The following is a 20,192-nucleotide window of genomic DNA, read 5'->3' on the forward strand; positions in this document are numbered from 1 at the left end:
CCACGCAGCACCTCGATGCGCTGCAGGTCGTACGGATCGATGTCGGGCGTGAGCAGGCTGCCCAGCGCGTAGACCGTACTCGATCCATACGGCGCGTCATCGACATACGTTCCGACGGCCGCATTGGGCTGTCCGCTGCCTGAGGTCACGCCACGAAGCACCAGCTGCGTCTGGCCCTGGCCGGTGGAGATGGTATTGAGGCCGGGAATCTGCGTGGCGTAATCGGCGAAGCTGGTCGCGTTCTGGCGCTCCAGCTGCGGCCCTGCCATCACCGATACGCCCATCGGCACGTCCTGCAGGCGCTCGCTGCGCTTGTTGGCGGTGACGATGACGGTGCCCAGTTGCCGGGCCGACTTTTCGGCGGCCGATGCCGATGAGCCTTGCGCCCCATCCTGGTTGGCCTGCGCGGCGGCATCGCTGCCTGGGGCATCGGCACGGGCCGAGGCCACCGGCACGCTGGCCTCCGGTGATTGCGCCATGGTGCACAGCGGGCCCATCAACACGGCGGCGATGGCCGAACAGATGCAGCGACGGCTGAACTGCGTACGACGAAGTTCCATCACGTTCTCCCCCCGGAGAGTCAGGTACTCGCCCACACAGTGTTATCAACATACCATTTTGCTGTCAATGGTATTTTCATACCTTTCTCTTTCGCGCGCCGGGCCATGCGATGGCACGCATGGACGTCCGAATCGGCGTAAGCCTCGCAGGCGCGGTTGTGCTGCAGCAAAGACACGCGGCACGGGGGAAGGCATGTATCGCATTGCATTGGCGTAACCGCGGCGCACCATACGCGCGCGCACCGAAAGCATCGCTGCGGCGCGGCAAACAACATCCGGCGGGCCGCGTAGAATGTGCGGTCCTCCCCGCCCACACCGCGTGTTTCCATGGCTGTCAGCGTATTCGACCTGTTCAAGATCGGCATTGGTCCCTCTTCCTCGCACACCGTCGGCCCGATGCGCGCCGCGGCGCGCTTTGCCGAGCGCTGGCTGGAAGAAAAAGGCGTGCTCGATCGCGTGACGCGCGTGCGCGCCGAGCTGTACGGCTCGCTGGCCATGACCGGTCGCGGCCACGGCACCGACAAGGCCGTGCTGCTTGGCTTTGAAGGCGCGCATCCGGACACGGTCGATCCCGACCAGATTCCGGAAACGCTCTCGCGCATCCGCACCACGCATCGACTGCGCGTGCTGGGCAAGCATGAGATCGAGTTCGAAGAGAAGCGCGACCTCGTCTTCAACAAGCGCCAGAAGCTGCCGTTCCACACCAACGGCATGCGCTTCTCCGCCTATGACGCCGAAGGCCATGAGCTGGCCACGCGCGACTACTACTCCGTCGGCGGCGGCTTCGTGGTCAACCACGACGAGGCGGCCGAAGACCGCATCGTGGCCGATACCACCGAGCTGCCCTATCCGTTCTCCACCGGCGACCAGATGCTGGAGCTGTGCCAGAAGCACAACCTGTCCATCGCCCAGCTGATGATGGAGAACGAAAAGGTGTGGCGCAGCGAAGCGGACGTGCGCGCCGGATTGCTCGTCATCTGGAAGGCCATGCAGGATTGCGTGAACCGTGGCCTGCGTTCGCCGGGCGTGCTGCCGGGCGGCCTCAAGGTGACGCGCCGCGCCCCGGCCATGGCGGCCGACCTGCGCGACCAGCCAGAGGCCTCGCTGAAAGACCCGCTCACCATCCTCGACTGGGTGAACCTCTACGCGCTCGCCGTGAACGAGGAAAATGCCGCGGGCGGTCGCGTGGTGACGGCGCCGACCAATGGCGCGGCTGGCATCGTGCCCGCGGTGCTGCACTACTACCACCGTTTCTGCCCGAAGTCGGACGAGAACGGCATCATCGATTTCCTGCTCACCGCCGGCGCGATCGGCATCCTCTACAAGGAGAACGCCTCGATTTCCGGCGCCGAGGTGGGCTGCCAGGGCGAGGTGGGCGTGGCCTGCTCAATGGCTGCCGGCGGCCTCACCGCCGCGCTCGGCGGCAACGTGCTGCAGGTGGAGAATGCCGCCGAGATCGGCATGGAACACAACCTGGGCCTCACCTGCGACCCGATCGGCGGCCTGGTGCAGATTCCCTGCATCGAGCGCAACGCGATGGGCTCAGTGAAAGCCATCAACGCCAGCCGCATGGCGCTCAAGAGCGACGGCAAGCACCGCGTATCGCTGGACAAGGTGATCGCCACCATGCGCGACACCGGCCGCGACATGAAGGACAAGTACAAGGAAACCTCGCGCGGCGGCTTGGCGGTGAACGTGATCGAGTGCTGACCGCACCTTTCACTCTCCCCTTCGGGAGAAGGTCAGGATGAGGGGCTCGCGACAAGGCCACCCTGCCCGAACCGCGATATCGCAAGATTGCCCCTCACCCCGGCCCTCTCCCCTCCGGGGAGAGGGCGAAGTGGAGGACCGAGGTGTAAACGGGGTTGCTTTAAGTCCTCTTCGCGTCGACGCGTGGCGGTGTAGCCGCTTCGCTTGAGGTAGTAACGAGCCCATCCCGGCTGGCCTCGGTCGTCCGACGCTTCTATCCCCGTACTGCTAAGAGCCTTGGCTCTCGGGGCCATTTTCTTTGGGTTACTTTCGACGCGAAGCTAGTCCCCGTGGGATCTTTGACTCCGGGCGTTCCGCCCTCCGCCCTTCGGGCTGGCTTCGCCGTTCACACGCAAAGAGCGCGTGCGTGGGCCAGCAAAAGAAAAGTGACTCGGCGGTCCCACGGGACTAGCTTCGCGTCGCCGGCAGGACGTCGAAACGCCCGCTGCGTAAGCGGCATCCTCGCGGTAGCGGAGCTACTGAAGGCAATAGCCCGCTTTCACAAGAGCAACAAACGTGCAGACAGGCGCGAAAGGCTGTCGCGCACTGGGTGCGCTCCTACAGGGGTAGGGAAGCCTGTCGCGAGCATCCACCCCTCATCCCGGAGGGGAGAGGGAGTAAGTGTCACGCCACTTTCCGCAACCCATTCAACCATCTACCTGCTGCGTCGCGGCATCGGCCGTGACTCCTGGCGGGCTGACAGGGCCCTGACCGGTCTGTCATGATCCGTCCCTTATGTCGCCCAGGAGGCGGCCCGTTCCACTGACCTGGGGACCTGCATGTCTCATTCTTCGATCCGACGCGACGTCGGTCCGTTCGCCCTCATGCTTACCGGCCTGGGGTCGATCATCGGCTCAGGCTGGCTCTTCGGCGCGTGGCGCGCCGCCGGTCTCGCCGGCCCCGGCGCCATCTGGGCGTGGGTGCTCGGCGCCGCGATCATCATGACCATCGCGCTGACCTACGCGGAGCTCGGCGCCATGTTCCCCGAGTCGGGCGGCATGGTGCGCTACAGCCACTATTCGCACGGTTCGCTGGTGGGCTTCATCGGCGCCTGGGCCAACTGGATCGCCATCGTCTCGGTGATCCCGGTGGAAGCGGAAGCCTCGGTGCAGTACATGGCCTCGTGGCCGTGGCAGTGGGCGCAGAACCTCTACGTGCACATGCCCGACGGCCACGGCGAGCTAACCGAGCCGGGCCTGATGATCGCGGCCGTGCTGGTGCTGATCTATTTCCTGCTGAACTTCTGGAGCGTGAAGCTGTTCGCCCGCTCCAACACCGCCATCACCGTGTTCAAGCTGGTGGTGCCGGCCGCCACCGGCCTCGCCTTGATCGCCAGCGGCTTCCACACCGAGAACTTCTCGGTCGGCGTGCATGGCGACGCGCACGCGATCGATTTCGCCGCCGTGCTTACCGCCGTGGCGACCGCCGGCATCGTCTTCAGCTTCAACGGCTTCCAGAGTCCGGTGAATCTCGCTGGTGAAGCGCACAACCCGGGCAAGAGCATTCCGTTCGCGGTGATCGGCTCGATCCTGCTTGCCACCGTCGTCTACGTGATCCTGCAGGTGGCCTACCTCGGCGCGGTGCCGCCGGAGATGCTGGCCAAGGCCGGCTGGCACGGCATCGATTTCCGTTCGCCGTTCGCCGAACTCGCCATCATCGTCAACCTGCACTGGCTGGCGATGCTGCTGTACGTCGACGCCTTCATCAGCCCCAGCGGCACCGGCATGACCTACACCGCGACCACCGCCCGCATGATCTACGGCATGGAGCGCAACGGCACGATGCCGAAGATCCTCGGCCGCATCCACCCGAAGTGGGGCGTGCCGCGTCCGGCGATGTGGTTCAACCTCGCCGTCTCGTACCTGTTCCTGTTCAAGTTCCGCGGCTGGGGCACGCTCGCCGCGGTGATCTCGGTGGCGACGATCATTTCGTACCTCACCGGCCCGGTGAGCGCGATGACGCTGCGCCGCACCGCGCCGAACCTGCACCGTCCCCTGCGCATTCCCGGCTTGCCGATCCTCGCGGGGGTCGCCTTCATCATGGCGACGGAACTGCTGTACTGGGCACGTTGGCCGCTGACCGGCGAGATCATCCTGCTGATGGTCGTCGCGCTGCCGGTGTACCTGTTCTACCAGCTCAGGGCCAACTGGCATGACTTCGGTCGCCAGCTCAAGGGTGCCTGGTGGTTGATCTTCTACCTCCCCGCCCTGGCCCTGGTGTCCTGGCTGGGCAGCACGGAGTTCGGCGGCCAGGGCTACCTGAGCTACGGCGTGGACCTTGCCGTGGTGGCCCTCATCGGCCTGGTGTTCTACGTGTGGGGCGTGAAGTCCGGCTGGCGCACGCCGTCGGTGGAAGAGGCGGAAGCCAATCCACACGTGCACGACTGACCGGCACGCTTCACTGGATATGAAAAAACGCGCGGTGCAAGCCGCGCGTTTTTTTATGGGTGGTGGGCAGTCGCGCACGGGGTGCGCTCTCCCACAAAAGATCTGCATGGCCGTTGCGGGAGCGCACCCTGCGCGCGACAAATCCCGCGACACGCTCACGCCAGCGCGAGCACATCTCCCAACAGCGCCTGCGCCGTCACTTCCGGCCCCGCGCCCGGCCCCTGGATCACCAGCGGCTGCGTGTTGTACCGCGTGGTGCTGAGCGCGAACTGGTTGTCGGTGCCGTAGAGGCGCGTGGCCGGGTGATTGGCCGGCACCTCCACCAGGCCCACGCGGGCGCGGCCACGCTGGTTGAGGCGTGCGAGGAAGCGCAACGCGCCGCCGCGCGCCTTGGCCTCGGCATGACGCGCCGCCAACGGTTCGTCCAGTTCTTCCAGGCGCGAGAGGAAGGTTTCCACATCCACGCCACGCAGGCTTTCCGGCACCAGGCTTTCCACTTCCACTTCGTCGGGGCGCAAGGCGAAGCCCGCACAGCGCGCGAGGATCAGCAGCTTGCGCGCCACGTCTTCGCCCGAGAGATCCGAGCGCGGATCGGGCTCGGTGTAGCCCAGCTCGCGCGCACGGCGCAACAGCGCGGAGAACGGCTGGCTGCCGTCGTACTGGTTGAACAGGTAGGAGAGCGAACCGGAGAACACGCCTTCGAGCGTGAGCAATGCGTCGCCGCAATGGCGCAGGCGGCGCAAGGTGGAGATGACCGGCAAGCCCGCGCCCACCGTCGCGGAGTCGCCGTAGCGTCCGCCCTGCGCGAGAGCCGCCTGAAGCGCGCGCCAGCCCGCCAGATCGCCGCCGGCCAGCGACTTGTTCGCCGTCACCACGTGATAGCCGCGCGCCAGCCATTCGGAATGACGGGCGGCGAGCGCGCCACAGGCGGTGGCGTCGATGATGACCTTGACCGAAGCGTCGTTCGCATCCAGCGCGGACAGCAGCGCGGCATCGTCGCGCACGTCGCCATGGCTCTTGAGCTTTTCGCGCAGCGCGCGATCGGCCAGCTGTTCGGCCTGCGTCTGCTGGCGGCGCGAATTGGCCGCGCCCACCAGGCGGATCGAAGACGCCGCCGGCGTATTGAGCAGCTTGAGGAAGGCGCCGCCGACCACGCCGGTGCCAAGCAGCACCGCGGCGATGGACGATGACGCCTGCGCTTTCGATGCAGGTGCGGCCTGTGCCGCCAGCACCGCGCTCATGCGCTCACCCGGCGTTTGCCTTCGCCCACGGCAAGCGCGCGCGAAAGCGCGGCGTCGAGATCGCGCAGCAGATCGTCGCCATCCTCGATGCCCACGGACAGGCGCAGCAGGCTGTCGGCGATGCCGGCCGCGCGGCGCGCCTCCGGCGCCATCGACGCATGCGTCATCGTGGCCGGATGCGCCACCAGGCTCTCCACGCCGCCCAGCGATTCGGCGAGCGAGAAGTAGCGCAAGCCATCGACGAAGGCCTCGATGTGCGGCACATCGCCTTCGATCTCGAAGCTGAGCATCGCACCGAAGCCCAGCTGTTGGCGCGCGGCGAGTGCATGGCCGGCATGGCTTTCCAGCCCCGGGAAGTAGACCTTGCGCACAGCCGCATGGCCGTCCAGGCGTTCGGCGATGCGCGTGGCGTTTTCCTGGTGCTGGCGCAGGCGCACGCTCAGCGTGCGCAGGCCACGCAGGGTGAGGAAGCTGTCGAACGGCGCGCCGGTGAGGCCGTTGCAGTTGCCCCACCACTTCAGCTGTTCGGCCACCGCGGGGTCGCGCGCCACCACGGCGCCGCCCACCACGTCACTGTGGCCGTTGATGTACTTGGTGGTCGAATGCACCACCACATCGGCGCCCAGCGTGAGCGGTTGCTGCAACGCGGGCGAGAGGAAGGTGTTGTCCACCACCAGCAGGGCGCCGGCGGCGTGCGCGGCCTGCGCCACATGGCGGATGTCGGTAATGCGCAGCAGCGGGTTGGACGGCGTTTCCACCCACACCAGCGAGGGCTTCAACGCCAGGCCTTCGGCCAACGCATGGCTGTTGGTGAGATCGACGAAGCGCACCTGGAAGCGGCCCTTCTTCGCCCACGCATCGAGCAGGCGCCACGTGCCGCCGTAGCAGTCATGCGCGGCCAGCACCAGCGAACCGGCCGGCACCAGCTCCAGCGCCAACGCCACCGCGGCCATGCCGCTGGCCGTCACGACCGCGCCTGCACCCTGCTCCAGCTCGGCCAGCGCTTCGCCCAGCAGGTCACGCGTGGGGTTGCCGCTGCGCGAGTAGTCGTAGGCCCGCTTGTTGCCGAAGCCGGCGAAGGCATAGTTGGTGGACAGATGCAGCGGCGGCACCACGGCGCCGTGCTGGGTATCCGATTCGATGCCGGCGCGCACGGCGCGGGTATTCGTGCCCGACGGGGTACAGGGGGCGGGGGTGTCGCTCATGGTGGATCTCCGTGCGTGATGCGTATTCGATGTGGGTTCAACAGCCGGCCAGCGCTTCGCGCAGCAGCGGCGCGAGGCGGTCGGTCTCCTTGAGGAAGGCATCGTGGCCGTAGGGCGACTCGACCACTTCGAGCGTGGCCGGGCCATGCAGGCGGCGCTGCAGCTCGCACAGGTCGGCCAGCGGCACCAGGCGATCGGACGGGAAGCCGATCAGCGTGGACGGCGCGGCGATCTGCTCGGGCTGCACGTCGTGCAGGTCGATGGATTCGGACAGCGCGAGAAAGCGCTCCACGTCGAAGCGCTCGACGAAGCGGCGACCGGCGTGCTCCAGGTAATCCTCGACCGGGAAATGGAAGCGGCCTTCGCGGAACTCCGGCGCGGCGGCAAAGCGCTTGGCGAACTCCTCGCTGCCGCGATAGGTGGTCATGGCCAGCTGGCGGGCCAGCGCCAGCGCCTGCTCGGGCTGGCCGCAATCCTGGCCCAGCCGCACGATGCCGCGCTGCACGGAGCGCTGCGCCGTGGCCAGCGGGTGCGGACGATGCGCGCCGGCGAGCAGCACCAGGCGGCCCAGCGCGTACGGGTGGCGGGCAGCAAAGGCCAGCGCGGCCATGGCGCCATAGGAGGAACCGATGAAGGCGTGCACGCGGCCGATGCCCAGCGCATCGACCAGTGCGGCCAGCGCGTCGGCCTGGTCCTCGCTGGACACGGCCTGCACGCCGTCGAGGTCGGCCGGGGTGATCCAGTCGATCGACAGCACGCGGTAGCGGTCCAGGTCGACCGGGCGACCGGCGCCCACCTGCTCCTGCCACCAGCCCGCGGCGCTCTCGCTGTCCAGCGCCACCACGTCGCGGTTGGCCGAGATGCCGCCCTGCACGATCACTGTGGGCGCATCGGGCGCGCCGCACCACAGGTAGCGCACGTCCACTTCGCGCGGCGCGCTGCCGTACTTGGGGGTGAGCGTGACGCGGCGGGTGCTGCGCTGGGTGGTGAGGTCCGGCCGCAGGGCGCCGGCGGCCGCGACAGTGGCGGACACAGCGGGCGGGACGGGTTGCGGCTGGCTGGACATCTCGATCTTCTCCGGTCGTGGCATCGACCTGCGGACCGGAGAGGAGAGCCGACGCACGGCCGGCGGATGCGCGGGCGGTGCGGTCCTGCCCTCATCTCGCGGTTGGCGCCCTTGGCGCCGCCGCAGGAATTGGCACCGTTGCGGAAGGTTCCGCAGGTTGCCCCGGCTTCAAAGGGCCTGTCCCTCAGCCGGTCTCGATGAGTGAAGGAGAATCTAACGGCAGCCGTTGCCTTGTGTCAATAGACGTCTAAACGTCTATGCACCTAGCCATCGACCTTTCTGTGACGGAGTCCGTCGGTTTCGCGTGAAACCTTGCCGCGCCATGGCCTTGCGCGGCCCGGGCGCGGCATCGCGTCACTGCTTGACGGCCTCGAAGGTCATCGTGCGATCGCGCAGCTTGTCGTCGAACAGCACATGCATGGTCTTGCCATCGGCGGACACGGTGGAGGTGAGCACGGCGACCACCTTGCCGTCGCGCTTGTCGGTCTCGACCATGGAGTTCTTGCCGGCCTTCTTGACCGTCACGGCATTGATGCCGGGGTCGCCTTTGTACGGCGCCTCGGTGCCATCCATCCTCGCCTGATACGACTGCCCGGTCGGTGAGCTCATGCTGAGCATGCCGCCTGCTTCCTTGAAGGTGATCTCGGTGGCGTTGTCGGACATCTCGCCCATGCTGGCGGTGACCCACGAGCCCGAAAGCGCATGCGAACCCGCCGGGCCCGCCGCCACCTGTTTCAGCTCGGCGCTGCCGGTGACGGGCGCGCCATTCGAATTGCTGCTGTCGCTGAACTCGACGTGCGCACTCTTGCCTTCGGGCGCCACGGTGGTGGTGGAAGTGGCGACCACCTTGCCGCCCTTCTTGTCGGTTTCCTTCACGGTGCGGGCATCCACGACCTGCACCGCCATGACGTCGAAGTACGGATGGCCGGCGACCGGATGATCCTGTCCGTCGGCCTTGATGCTGATCGGCGGCACGCAGGTCCTGCATTCGTACATGCCGTCCTTGAGCACGAGCACGTCGGGCTTCTTGGGCATCTGCACCTTGCTCATGTCGACTTTCCAGGTGCCGTCGAACGGTCCCTCGGCCATGGCGCCGATCGGGCACAGCAAGAGCAGGCACAACCCTGCACACAGTGGCTTGTTCATGATGGTGACTCCCCGGAGTTGGATTGGCCGGGTGATGCCCATGGCCCGTGGAGCGACGTCGCTGTCCCTTGGGCGCGATTCCCTTGAACCCAGCCACGCGAACCTACGCCGCGCCACGGAGCCGGGCCATTGGCCGGAAGTGTTAGCGCCCGGGTTTGCCGCGCCCGCTCCAGGCTGCAACACTTCGCGCCTCATTCCGCCGCCTTCAGACCCATGTCCCTGCTTGCTTCCTTCGTCGTCGCCCTGATCGCCCTGCTCCACGTGTGGTTCCTGGTGCTGGAGATGTTCCTGTGGACCCGCCCGTCGGGCCGACGCGCCTTCGGCCTCAGCCAGGAATTCGCGCAACAGTCGAAAGTGCTTGCCGCCAACCAGGGCCTCTACAACGGCTTCCTGGCTGCCGGCCTGCTTTGGGGCCTGTGGCAGGGCGCCAACGGACGCCCGGTGATCCTGTTCTTCCTGGGCTGCATCCTGGTCGCTGGCGTGTTCGGCGGGCTGACGGCCACGCGCAAGGTGCTGTGGATCCAGGCGCTGCCGGCCCTCGTCGGCATCGTGCTGATGCTCCTGGCCTGAAGCCGGCATGACGCGCGGCACCTGCGATCCGCGCCGCGCCATGCCAAGCTTTCACCCTTCCACCGGCCCTTCACCCCGCTCATGACCACCACTCCCCAGGAAGCTGTCGGCGACCGCTTCGATCCGCAGCGGATGCAGCACGCCCGCGAACGCAGCTGGGCTGCGCTGCAGGGCATCCGTGCGCGCATGCAGCCGGGCATCGGCGAAGAGGAGGCCAGGGCCATGGCGCTGGAGGTGTTCCGCGACTTGGGCATGGAGCGGCTGTGGCACCCGGTGATCATCCGCATCGGGCCGAACACCACCAAGACCTACCGCGAGCGCTCCGAACCCGGGATACGGCTCGGCGAGAACGACATCTACTTCATCGACCTCGGGCTGGTGTTCGCCGGCCACGAGGGCGACGTGGGCGACACCTTCGTGACCGGCCACGCCCCGCAGCAGCAGGCCTGCGCCGAGGGGGCGCGCCAGCTGTTCCATCTCGTGGCCGAGGCCTGGCACACGCGCGGCCTCAGCGGCGAGGCGCTGTATGCCTTCGCCGAGCAGCAGGCCGAGGCCATGGGCTGGCGGCTCAACCACGAGATCAAGGGTCATCGCGTCAGCGATTTCCCGCATGCGGTGCACAAGGCCGGCGACCTGGGCGAACTCGGTGAACGGCCATCCAGCGGCCTGTGGATCCTGGAGATCCAGATCGCCCATCCGACCGAGCCGTATGGGGCGTTTTACGAAGACCTGCTGACGGCCTGATCCCTCATCCCGCTGTGGGAGCGCACCCTGTGCGCGACGGGCCCGCGGGGCCATGGGGCGAGGCGTTTCCGCATCGCGACGACCGTTTGACCAGGCAGCCCGGCCGCCGCGGTCCCGCACAGGGTGCGCTCCCACAACGGGCGGGGCGGCCCGGCACCCCTCCCCTACCCTTGGTACAATGGCGGGTTCGCGAACCCAGATACCGTCATGTCCCCGCATCTCGCCGAAACCCGCCGCCGCCGCACCTTCGCCATCGTCAGCCATCCCGACGCGGGCAAGACCACGCTGACCGAAAAGCTGCTGCTGTTCGGCGGCGCGATCCAGATGGCCGGCTCGGTGAAGGGCCGCAAGGCGGCCCGCCACGCCACCTCCGACTGGATGGCGCTGGAAAAGGAGCGCGGCATCTCGGTGACCTCCTCGGTGATGCAGTTCCCCTACGAGGGCCGCATCGTCAACCTGCTGGACACCCCGGGCCACGCGGACTTCTCCGAGGACACCTACCGCGTGCTCACCGCGGTGGACTCGGCGCTGATGGTGATCGACTGCGCCAAGGGCGTGGAGGAACGCACCATCAAGCTGATGGAGGTGTGCCGCCTGCGCGACACGCCGATCATGACCTTCATCAACAAGCTCGACCGCGAGGGCCGTTCGCCGATCGAGCTGCTGGACGAGGTGGAATCGGTGCTGGGCATCGCCTGTGCGCCGCTGACCTGGCCGATCGGCATGGGCAAGCGCCTCAAGGGCGTGTACCACCTGCTGCTCGACGAAGTGCACGTGTTCGAGCAGGGCAAGAATTTCACGCGCCAGGATTCGACCATCTTCAAGGGCCTCGATGCGCCGGGCCTGGCCGAGATGATCGGTGCCGAGGCGCTGGCCGAGCTGCGCGACGAGCTGGAGCTGGTGCAGGGCGCCTCGCATCCATTCGACGTGGAGCAGTACCTCGCCGGCAAGCTCACGCCTGTGTTCTTCGGCTCGGCCGTGAACAACTTCGGCGTGCAGCTGCTGCTGGACTTCTTTGTCGAGCACGCACCCTCGCCGCGCTCGCGCGCCACGCTCTCGCGTGACGTGAAGCCGGAAGAAGAGGCCCTCACCGGCTTCGTGTTCAAGATCCAGGCGAACATGGACCCGGCGCACCGCGACCGCATCGCCTTCATGCGCGTCTGCTCGGGCACCTACAGCGCCGGCATGAAGATGATGCAGACGCGCACCGGCAAGGACGTGCGCATCGCCAACGCGCTCACCTTCATGGCGAGCGACCGCGAGATCGTGGAAAACGCCTATCCCGGCGACGTGATCGGCCTGCACAACCACGGCACCATCGGCATCGGCGACACCTTCACCGAAGGCGAGATGGTCAGCTTCACCGGCATCCCCAACTTCGCGCCGGAACTGTTCCGCCGCGCGCGCCTGCGCGATCCGCTGAAGATGAAGGCGCTGCAGAAGGGCCTGGCGCAGCTATCGGAGGAAGGTGCCACGCAGTTCTTCCGCCCGCTGATGAGCAACGACCTGATCCTCGGCGCGGTGGGCATGCTGCAGTTCGACGTGGTGGCCTATCGCCTCAAGGACGAATACGGCGTGGACGCCACCTTCGAGCCGGTCACCGTGGCGACCGCGCGCTGGATCCACTGCGACGACGCCAGGAAGCTCGAGGAATTCCGCGAGAAAAACGCCAACAACCTCGCCATCGACGCGGCGGGCGAACTGGTCTATCTCGCACCCTCGCGCGTGAACCTGCAACTGGCGCAGGAACGCTCGCCGGCCGTGCGCTTCTCGGCCACGCGCGAGCACGCCACCTCGGTCGACCTGTAAGCCTGCCCGATACATCGTCACCCAGGCTTGCACCGGGATGACGATGTACCGCTTCTTGTGGCACCCGCCCGGGATCCGGCGATCCGAACTGGTAACCTCCCCACCATCCCAGGGGAGTCACAGCGCATGCCAGCCAGCCAGGTCGCCTTCGCCACGCCCGTTTCCGCCACGCCGTGGCAGCGATGGATGGTGTTTTCGCCCATCGCGCGTATCGTCTTCTTCGTCGCGCTGTTCCTGATCCTGTTCAAGCTGAGTTCGGCCGCGGCGGCCGCTCTGGGCTTTTTCGCGCCCGGCACCACGCGCCTCACGCATGCCTGGGGCAACCTGGCGGTACAGCTGTTTTCCACTGTCGTCAGCTACGCGATCCTGGTGAAAGCGGTGGAGCGCCGCCCCATGCGCGAGTTCGCCCTGCGCGACCTGGCCACGCTCGGCCCGGCGGGCCTGTTGCTGGGCGCCGTGCTGTTCGGCACCGTCGTGCTGGTGCTGTGGCTCGCCGGCAGCTATCACGTGACCGGCACGAATCCCGACGTGGACTGGCTGCCGGCGGTGTTGAGCGTGGGGCTCGCCGCCGGTGTCGGCGAAGAGATCATCACGCGCGGCGTGCTGTTCCGCATCGTGGAGGAAGGCCTGGGCACCTGGTGGGCACTGGCCATTTCCGCGCTGTTCTTTGGCGCGGCGCACATCTTCAATCAAGGCGCCACGCTGTGGAGTTCGCTGGCCATCGCCATCGAGGCCGGGGTGCTGCTTGGCCTGCTCTATCACGTCACGCGTTCGCTATGGCCGTGCATCGGCATGCACGCGGCGTGGAACATCATGCAGGGCACCGTGTTCGGCATCCCGGTCTCGGGCACCAACGCCCAGGGCTGGCTGAGTTCCAGCCGCAGCGGCCCCGACTGGCTGAGCGGCGGCGTGTTCGGCGCGGAAGCCTCGGTGGTGGCGCTGCTCGTCTGCTCGTGCTGCTCGGCGCTGCTGCTGATCATCGCGGTGCGCCGCGGCACGATCGTGCCGCCTGCATGGCGCCGGCGCGGCGACGCCATGCACTGAAAGCTGCTCTCGCCTTCACAAACGGATGGCTACCCTCCCCGAAACCGCCCGGTCGGCACCACGAAGATCCCGATGAACCAGACACGCACGCCCGCTGCCCGGAGCAGGTACTCCTGGCTCGCGCACCAACCGATGCAATACAAGATCCTGATGGCGATCGGCACCTTGCTGCTGCTGTTCGTCATCTCCGGCATGGTGACCCTGCAGTCGGTAGGTCGGCAAACCACGAGCTGGCATTGGGTCAGGCACAGCTACGACGTCCAGTTGAAACTGGATGACCTGACGGAGTCGCTGCTACGCGGCCAACTGTCCGCGCGGACCTACGTACTGACCCGCGATCCTGCCCAACTGGACGCGTTCCATCGGCTCAACCGCGAGACCGAGGCGAATATCGCCGAGCTCCGCCGCCTCACCGAAGACAACGCCCTGCAGCAGTCGCGCATCGACCAGCTGCAGACGCTCAGCGTGAAATGGCAACAGGAGATCACGGCCAAGGGCCTCGAGGCGATCCGCAACGTGAAAAACACCGAGCCCGTTGCGGCCGCCGTGGAGCGGGAACGCATCCATAGCACCTACCTGGGCCAGCTCGCGGTGTCCATGGACGATCTGCTCGACCTGATCAGGCAGATGAACGTGACGGAACAGTCCCTGCTCGACCAGCGCGAGGAGGCGCAGCGGCAGGACTTGCGCTTCGTGCAGCTGGTCACCGGCCTGACCACCCTGCTCTGCCTGTTGCTGGGCGCCTCGGTCATCCGCATGACCTTTCGCCTCATCACCCGCCCGATCCGGCGCATGACCGACCTGATGACGCGCCTGGCCAACCACGACCACACCGTGGAGATTCGCCAGATCGAGCGCCGCGACGAAATCGGCGAGATCGCGCGCGCGCTGCACGTGTTCAAGCAGATGGCGATCGAAACCAGCGAGCAGACCTGGGTAAAGACGCATGTTTCCCGGATCGCCGGCGATCTCCAGACGGTGGGCGACCAGCGTGAATTCGGCGATCGCCTCACCGGCACGCTGGTGCCGTTGCTGCAGGCCGGCGTGGGTGTGTTCTACCTGTACGACGAGGAACACGATCATCTGCGCCTGCTGGGCAGCTATGGCTACCAGGAAAGTCGCCACCCCAGCCCCGAATTCGCCCTCGGCGAGGGCCTGGTGGGCCAATGCGCGATCGAGCGCAAAGCGATCGTCCTGCGGGAAGTGCCCGAGGATTACCTGCGCATCCACTCCGGCACGGGCGAGGCAACGCCGCGCTCGATCACGGTGATGCCGCTGCTGGTGCGCGACAAGCTGCTGGGCATCCTTGAGATCGGCAGCTTCCAGCATTTCACCGAGAGCCAGCTGCGGCTGTTGGACGAGCTGCTGCCGATCGCCGCGTTGTCGCTGGAGAACCTGGGGCGCGCACTGCGCACGCAGGAGCTGCTCAAGCGCACCAGCGAACAGGCGGACGAACTGCGCGCCTCCGAGGAGACCTTGCGCCGGCAGCAGGAAGACCTGCAGGCCACCAACGAGGAACTCAGCGCCAAGACCCACGAGCTGCAGGAGCAATCGCAACGCCTGCTCGCCTCGGAGGAAGAACTGCGCGTGCAGGCCGAGGAGCTCCAGGCATCCAACGAAGAGCTTCGCCAGAAGACCGAAACGCTCAACAGCCAGAAGCAGATCCTCGAGGCCCTGCAGCGCGAAACGCAGGAAAAGGCCGAGGAACTCGCGCGCGCCAGCCAGTACAAGTCCGAATTCCTCGCCAACATGTCGCACGAGCTGCGCACGCCGCTCAACAGCCTGCTGATCCTTTCTCGCAGCCTCTCCGACAATCGCGAAGGCAACCTCGATGCCGACCAGGTGGAGTCGGCGCGCATCATCCACGACTCCGGCAGCAACCTGCTGCGGCTCATCAACGACATCCTGGATCTTTCCAAGGTGGAAGCCGGCAAGATGGAGGTCGTGCTCGAAGACTTCCCGCTGACCGACCTCGAACGCGCCCTGCGCCGAACCTTCAACCATGTGGCGCAGGACAAGCAGCTCGGCTTCCACGTCGACATCGATCCTTCGCTGCCGCCGGTCATCTGCACCGATGCCCCCAAGCTCGAACAGGTGGCGAACAACCTCATCGGCAATGCGTTTAAGTTCACCCACCAGGGCGCGGTGAACGTACGCATCGCCCGTCCCACGCCCGCCATGCCGCTGCCTGAAACGCTGCTGGGCAAGGATCTGATCGCCATCGCCGTCAGCGACAGCGGCATCGGCATTCCTCAGGACAAGGTGCAGAAGATCTTCCATGCCTTCGAGCAGGTGGATGCCAGCACCAGCCGCCAGTACGGTGGCACCGGCCTGGGCCTGACCATTTCCAAGCGCATCGCCGAGCTGCTCGGCGGCGATATCGTGCTGGAGAGCGACGTCGGCCATGGCAGCACGTTCACCATCCTGCTGCCGCTCAAGGGCCCGTCCACGAACGACGTCGCGCCGGCATCGACGCCCGCGCCGGCACCCGCCGTCCCACGGCCCGCCACCACCTCCGCATTGCTGCCGGAGGCGGTCGAGGACGATCGCGAGAGCATCGCCGCGGGCGACACCGTCATCCTCGTCGTCGAAGACGATCCGGTATTCGCCCGCATACTCGCCGACATGGTGCGTCGCAAGGGTTATCGCGTGCTCGTTGCGATGGATGGCGAATCGGGCCTGCAGTTGGCCGCCCGGCACGTGCCCACCGGCATCCTGCTCGATGTGATGCTGCCGGGCATGGATGGCTGGACGGTGATCGAACGCCTGAAAGAGAACCACGCCACGCGCCACGTTCCCGTGCATTTCATCTCGGCAGTCGACGAGGCCAGTCGCGGCCGCGATCTGGGCGCCGTCGGTTTCCTCACCAAGCCGGTGAGCCGCGAAGCCATCGGCTCCGCGTTCGAGCGCCTGCTGCATTTCGCCGAAGGCCATGCGCGGCATCTGCTGATCGTCGACGACGATGCCGATTCGCGCACCGCGCTGCGCACGCTGCTGCGCCAGGACAACATCGCCATCGACGAGGCCGGCAGCGCCGAAGACGCGCTCAAGCAGCTCGGCGGCACGCCATACGACTGCATCGTGCTTGACCTCGGCCTGCCCGGCATGTCGGGCATCGAGTTCCTGGAGCAGTTGTCCGCCAGCGGCCGGATTCCCCCGGTGGTCATCTACTCCGGACGCGAACTCAGTCGCGAGGAAAGCCTCAAGCTGCGCCAGTACACCGACAGCATCGTGATCAAGGGCGCGCGCTCGCCGGAACGCCTGATGGATGAAGTGAGCCTGTTCCTGCACAGCATCCAGGGCGGGCGGCAACATCGCGCCGCTTCGCCGTCGGCCACGGCGCAACCCATGCCGGACGCCAGCCAGCTGCGCGATCGCAAGGTGCTGCTGGTGGATGACGACATGCGCAACCTGTTCGCCCTGTCCAAGGTGCTGCGCGGCTGGGGCATGCACGTGACCATGGCGCAGGACGGGCTGAAAGCGCTCAAGGCATTGGCCGACCACGACGGCATCGAGCTGGTGCTGATGGACGTGATGATGCCGGTGATGGATGGCTACGACACCATCCGGGAAATCCGCGCGCAGCCCAGGTTCGCGCGACTGCCGATCATCGCGCTGACCGCCAAGGCCATGCGCGGCGATCGCGAGAATTGCCTCGAGGCCGGCGCCAACGACTACCTTTCCAAGCCGATCGACATCGACAAGCTCTCGTCGATGATGCACGTGTGGCTGCACCGATGAAGGAGCCCGGCAGCGCAGCGCCGCTCGCGGACGCCGACCTCCAGGACATCGAGGTCGAGCTGTTCGTGCGCGCGCTCAAGCTGCGGCACGGCTACGACTTCAGCCAGTACGCGCCCGCATCCCTCAAGCGACGCGTCCTGCAGCTGGTGCAGTCGCAGCAGGTCCACACGGTGAGCGACCTCACCACGCGCCTGCTGCATGAGCCGGCCTTCCTGCCCTCGGTGCTGGAAGGATTGTCGGTGCCGGTGTCGGAAATGTTTCGCGACCCCGAGGTGTTTCGTGCCCTGCGCGAGCACGTGTTTCCCGTGCTGGCCTCCTATCCGCAGATCAACATCTGGCAGGCCGGTTGCGCGCATGGGCAGGAAGTCTATTCGCTCGCCATCCTGCTGGAAGAGGCCGGCCTGTACGGGCGCAGCCAGATTTACGCGACCGACTTCAACGAGAACGCTCTGCGCCACGCCCAGGAGGGCATCTACCCGGCCAAGGAGGCGCAACTGTGGTCGCGCAACTACCTCGCCGCCGGCGGCAGCCAGTCGCTGGCCGACTACTACAGCGCGCGCTATGAGCTGATCAAGCTCGACCAGCGCCTGCGCCGGCACGTGATCTTCGCCAACCACAACCTGGTCACCGACGAGGTGTTCTGCGAAGCCCACCTGGTGTTGTGCCGCAACGTGCTGATCTACTTCTCCGACCCGCTGCAGGACCGCACGCTGGCCTTGTTCCGGGACAGTCTCGTGCGTGGCGGCTTCCTGTGCCTGGGCACGCGCGAGAGCCTGGATTTCGCGCCGTCGGCCATCGACTTCACTCCCGTCAATGCGGCCCTGCGCATCTATCGCCTGGGCCCGCGCCTGGGTGCGGGCTGAGATGGCCGCGCCGCAGGCCATCGTGGTCGGTTGCTCGGCAGGCGGGCTGGCCGCGCTGGAGCTGCTCTTTTCCGCGCTGCTCCCCAACCTGCAGCAAGCCATCGTCGTGTGCTCCCACACCGGTTCGTCCACGGTGGAACTGATGTGCGAGCTGCTCGCGCAGCACGCCACCCTGCCGGTCGTGGAAGCGAGCGAACGCGCGCCGCTCGAACGCGGTGTCATCCACGTCGCCCCCAGTGGCTATCACCTCCTGGTGGAAGCCAACCGCCGCTTCGCGCTGTCTGTCGACGAACGGGTGAGTTATGCCCGGCCCTCCATCGACGTGCTGTTCGATTCGGCCGCCGAGGCCTACCGCGACGCCTTGATCGGCGTCGTGCTCACCGGCGCCAACAGCGACGGCGCCGAAGGGCTCGCGCGCATCCGCCGCAACGGTGGCCTGGCCATCGTGCAGGACCCCGCCGACGCCGAGGCGGCGGCCATGCCCACCGCGGCGCTGGACATCGCCGGCGCCGACTACTGTGTTCCCCTGGCGGCCATTGCGCCGCTGCTCAATCGACTGTGCCTGCCATGAACCTGCCTGCCCCCAAGATCCTCGTCGTCGACGATACGCCCGCCAACCTCGTCGCCATGCGGCACCTGCTGGCCGACAGCGGTGCACGGCTGTTCGAGGCCACCAGCGGCAACGAAGCGCTGGCGCTGTGCCTGGACCACGAATTCGCCCTGGTCCTGCTCGACGTCAACATGCCCGAGATGGACGGCTTCGAGGTCGCCTTCCTGATCGGCGAAGACGAGCGGCTGCGCGATACGCCGATCATCTTCGTCACCGCGGCCTACGCCGATGACATCAACCGCGTGCGTGGCTATCACTTCGGCGCGGTGGATTACATCGCCAAGCCCATCAACGACATGATCCTGCAGTCCAAGGTGCGCGTCTTCCTCGAGCTGTACCGCGCACGTGCGGCACTGAAGGCGACCCTGGAAGAACTGGAGGAGCGCAACGACCAGCTCAACTGGGAGATCGGCGAGCGCATGCGCATCGAGGAACGCATCCTCCACCAGGCCACGCACGACATGCTCACCGGCTTGCCCAACCGCACGCTGTTCCACGACCGGCTGACCACCGCGATGCAGCGCGCGCCACGTCACCTGACGCAGTTTGGCCTGGCCCTGTTGGACATCGATGGCTTCAAGAGCGTGAACGACAATCATGGCCATCCGGCCGGCGATGCCCTGCTGCAAGCCATCGCCGAACGCCTCACCGGCGAAGTGCGTGCGAACGATACGGTGGCGCGACTGGGTGGCGACGAATTCGCGGTGATCCTCGAAGACGTCGACGATGTCTCCTCGCTGGTCAGGCGTTGCGAGGAACTATGCGCGATCCTGGCCAGGCCCTATCCGCTCCAAGGCCGCCACGGCACCTTCGTGGCGAACGTGAGCGCCAGCATCGGCGTGGCGATATGGCAGGGCGAGACGCAAGGCGACGAGGAACTGATCCAGTGCGCGGATCGCGCGCTCTACCAGGCCAAGGACGCCGGCAAGAACCGCTGCGTGCTGGCCTCCTAGTCAGGCATCCTTGCGCGGCGACACCCACATCTCGATGCGTGCGCGGAACACCTCTTCGCCAGCCGTGTTGCGCACGCTGACGTTCACCGGCCAGGCATAACCGCTCGCCGCTTCGACGGCGGCAGCCGCGGGCGTGGCCTCGGCACGCAGCGTGCCCTTCGCCTTGGCCAGGTATTCCACGGTCATGCCTTTGGGAATCCAGCGCATGCGGGAGGGGATGGTGGCGTCGGTCATCATGCCGGCGGTGAGCTCCGCCGCATTGCACAGCGCGATGGCATGCACCGTGCCGATGTGGTTGTGCACGCGACGCCGGTCGCGGATGTCCACGGCGCAACGCCCCGGCTCCAGTGCCACGAAGCGCGGCGCGATGGTGGCGAAGTACGGCGCCTTGAAGCAGATCAGCCGGCCGTACAACCAGCGTCCGCCCGGCATCGAGACCAGCCGGCGATACAGCGACAACGCCTGACTCATGGCAAACCTCCCGCGCGGGCGGAGCTGCCGCTC

16 protein-coding genes and 1 riboswitch are annotated in these 20,192 nt (G+C 66.9%); of the genes, 10 read left to right on the forward strand and 6 right to left on the reverse strand.

The genetic code is table 11. The features are described 5' to 3' along the window. A partial coding sequence (locus JMF82_RS22060; protein WP_236585527.1) for a Plug domain-containing protein occupies window positions 1-560 on the reverse strand: 560 nt, incomplete at its 3' end. 327 nt (window positions 561-887) lie between these two features. On the opposite strand from JMF82_RS22060, the gene JMF82_RS16730 reads away from it, so the two are divergent. Beyond that, window positions 888-2,270, forward strand: a complete 1,383-nt coding sequence (locus tag JMF82_RS16730; RefSeq protein ID WP_201315689.1) for an L-serine ammonia-lyase — start codon at window positions 888-890, stop codon at window positions 2,268-2,270. Window positions 2,271-3,088: 818 nt separating this feature from the next. Next, window positions 3,089-4,696, forward strand: coding sequence for an APC family permease (locus JMF82_RS16735; protein ID WP_201315690.1), 1,608 nt, complete (start codon window positions 3,089-3,091; stop codon window positions 4,694-4,696). Between the two features lie 155 nt (window positions 4,697-4,851). Here JMF82_RS16735 and JMF82_RS16740 read toward each other — a convergent pair whose 3' ends face one another. The 4 genes from JMF82_RS16740 to JMF82_RS16755 all read right to left on the reverse strand — a co-directional run bounded on the left by JMF82_RS16740 (window position 4,852) and on the right by JMF82_RS16755 (window position 9,354). Continuing rightward, complete coding sequence (locus JMF82_RS16740; protein ID WP_201315691.1) at window positions 4,852-5,937, reverse strand: homoserine dehydrogenase; 1,086 nt, start codon at window positions 5,935-5,937, stop codon at window positions 4,852-4,854. Continuing rightward, the gene (metB, locus tag JMF82_RS16745; RefSeq protein ID WP_201315692.1) at window positions 5,934-7,142 is read right to left on the reverse strand and encodes a cystathionine gamma-synthase; all 1,209 of its coding nucleotides are present in this window, start codon (window positions 7,140-7,142) and stop codon (window positions 5,934-5,936) included. Before metB ends, JMF82_RS16740 begins: the two co-directional genes overlap by 4 nt. Before the next feature lie 37 nt (window positions 7,143-7,179). Next, a complete protein-coding gene (locus tag JMF82_RS16750) occupies window positions 7,180-8,208 on the reverse strand; it encodes a homoserine O-succinyltransferase (protein ID WP_201315693.1) in 1,029 nt (342 codons plus the stop codon). A gap of 88 nt (window positions 8,209-8,296) precedes the next feature. Then, window positions 8,297-8,412, reverse strand: a riboswitch (SAM riboswitch). A 150-nt stretch (window positions 8,413-8,562) separates the two neighbouring features. Continuing rightward, complete coding sequence (locus JMF82_RS16755; protein ID WP_201315694.1) at window positions 8,563-9,354, reverse strand: hypothetical protein; 792 nt, start codon at window positions 9,352-9,354, stop codon at window positions 8,563-8,565. Window positions 9,355-9,567: 213 nt separating this feature from the next. Between JMF82_RS16755 and JMF82_RS16760 the strand changes: the two genes are divergently transcribed. The 8 genes from JMF82_RS16760 (at window position 9,568) to JMF82_RS16795 (ending at window position 19,688) form a co-directional block, all read left to right on the forward strand. Continuing rightward, complete coding sequence (locus JMF82_RS16760) at window positions 9,568-9,924, forward strand: DUF1304 domain-containing protein (RefSeq protein WP_255560166.1); 357 nt, start codon at window positions 9,568-9,570, stop codon at window positions 9,922-9,924. A gap of 81 nt (window positions 9,925-10,005) precedes the next feature. Beyond that, a complete protein-coding gene (locus JMF82_RS16765) occupies window positions 10,006-10,668 on the forward strand; it encodes a M24 family metallopeptidase (protein ID WP_201315695.1) in 663 nt (220 codons plus the stop codon). 207 nt (window positions 10,669-10,875) lie between these two features. After that, a complete protein-coding gene (locus JMF82_RS16770) occupies window positions 10,876-12,477 on the forward strand; it encodes a peptide chain release factor 3 (RefSeq protein WP_201315696.1) in 1,602 nt (533 codons plus the stop codon). 126 nt (window positions 12,478-12,603) lie between these two features. After that, the gene (locus JMF82_RS16775; protein ID WP_201315697.1) at window positions 12,604-13,521 is read left to right on the forward strand and encodes a type II CAAX endopeptidase family protein; all 918 of its coding nucleotides are present in this window, start codon (window positions 12,604-12,606) and stop codon (window positions 13,519-13,521) included. A 132-nt stretch (window positions 13,522-13,653) separates the two neighbouring features. Beyond that, a complete protein-coding gene (locus JMF82_RS16780; RefSeq protein WP_236585528.1) occupies window positions 13,654-17,262 on the forward strand; it encodes a response regulator in 3,609 nt (1,202 codons plus the stop codon). Beyond that, window positions 17,247-18,125, forward strand: coding sequence for a CheR family methyltransferase (locus JMF82_RS16785; RefSeq protein ID WP_236585529.1), 879 nt, complete (start codon window positions 17,247-17,249; stop codon window positions 18,123-18,125). The genes JMF82_RS16780 and JMF82_RS16785 overlap by 16 nt, the downstream gene beginning before the upstream one ends. 1 nt (window position 18,126) lies before the next feature. Then, the gene (locus JMF82_RS16790; RefSeq protein WP_201315699.1) at window positions 18,127-18,696 is read left to right on the forward strand and encodes a chemotaxis protein CheB; all 570 of its coding nucleotides are present in this window, start codon (window positions 18,127-18,129) and stop codon (window positions 18,694-18,696) included. Beyond that, window positions 18,693-19,688 (forward strand): diguanylate cyclase, encoded by a 996-nt coding sequence (locus tag JMF82_RS16795; protein ID WP_201315700.1) that lies wholly within the window; start codon window positions 18,693-18,695, stop codon window positions 19,686-19,688. Before JMF82_RS16790 ends, JMF82_RS16795 begins: the two co-directional genes overlap by 4 nt. Here the strand turns inward: JMF82_RS16795 and JMF82_RS16800 are convergent, their stop codons facing one another. Then, a complete protein-coding gene (locus JMF82_RS16800; protein ID WP_201315701.1) occupies window positions 19,689-20,159 on the reverse strand; it encodes a hotdog fold domain-containing protein in 471 nt (156 codons plus the stop codon). It lies immediately after the preceding gene. Between the last annotated feature and the right edge of the window lie 33 nt (window positions 20,160-20,192).

It is taken from the genome of Dyella sp. EPa41 (assembly GCF_016586165.1).
Lineage (GTDB): Bacteria > Pseudomonadota > Gammaproteobacteria > Xanthomonadales > Rhodanobacteraceae > Dyella.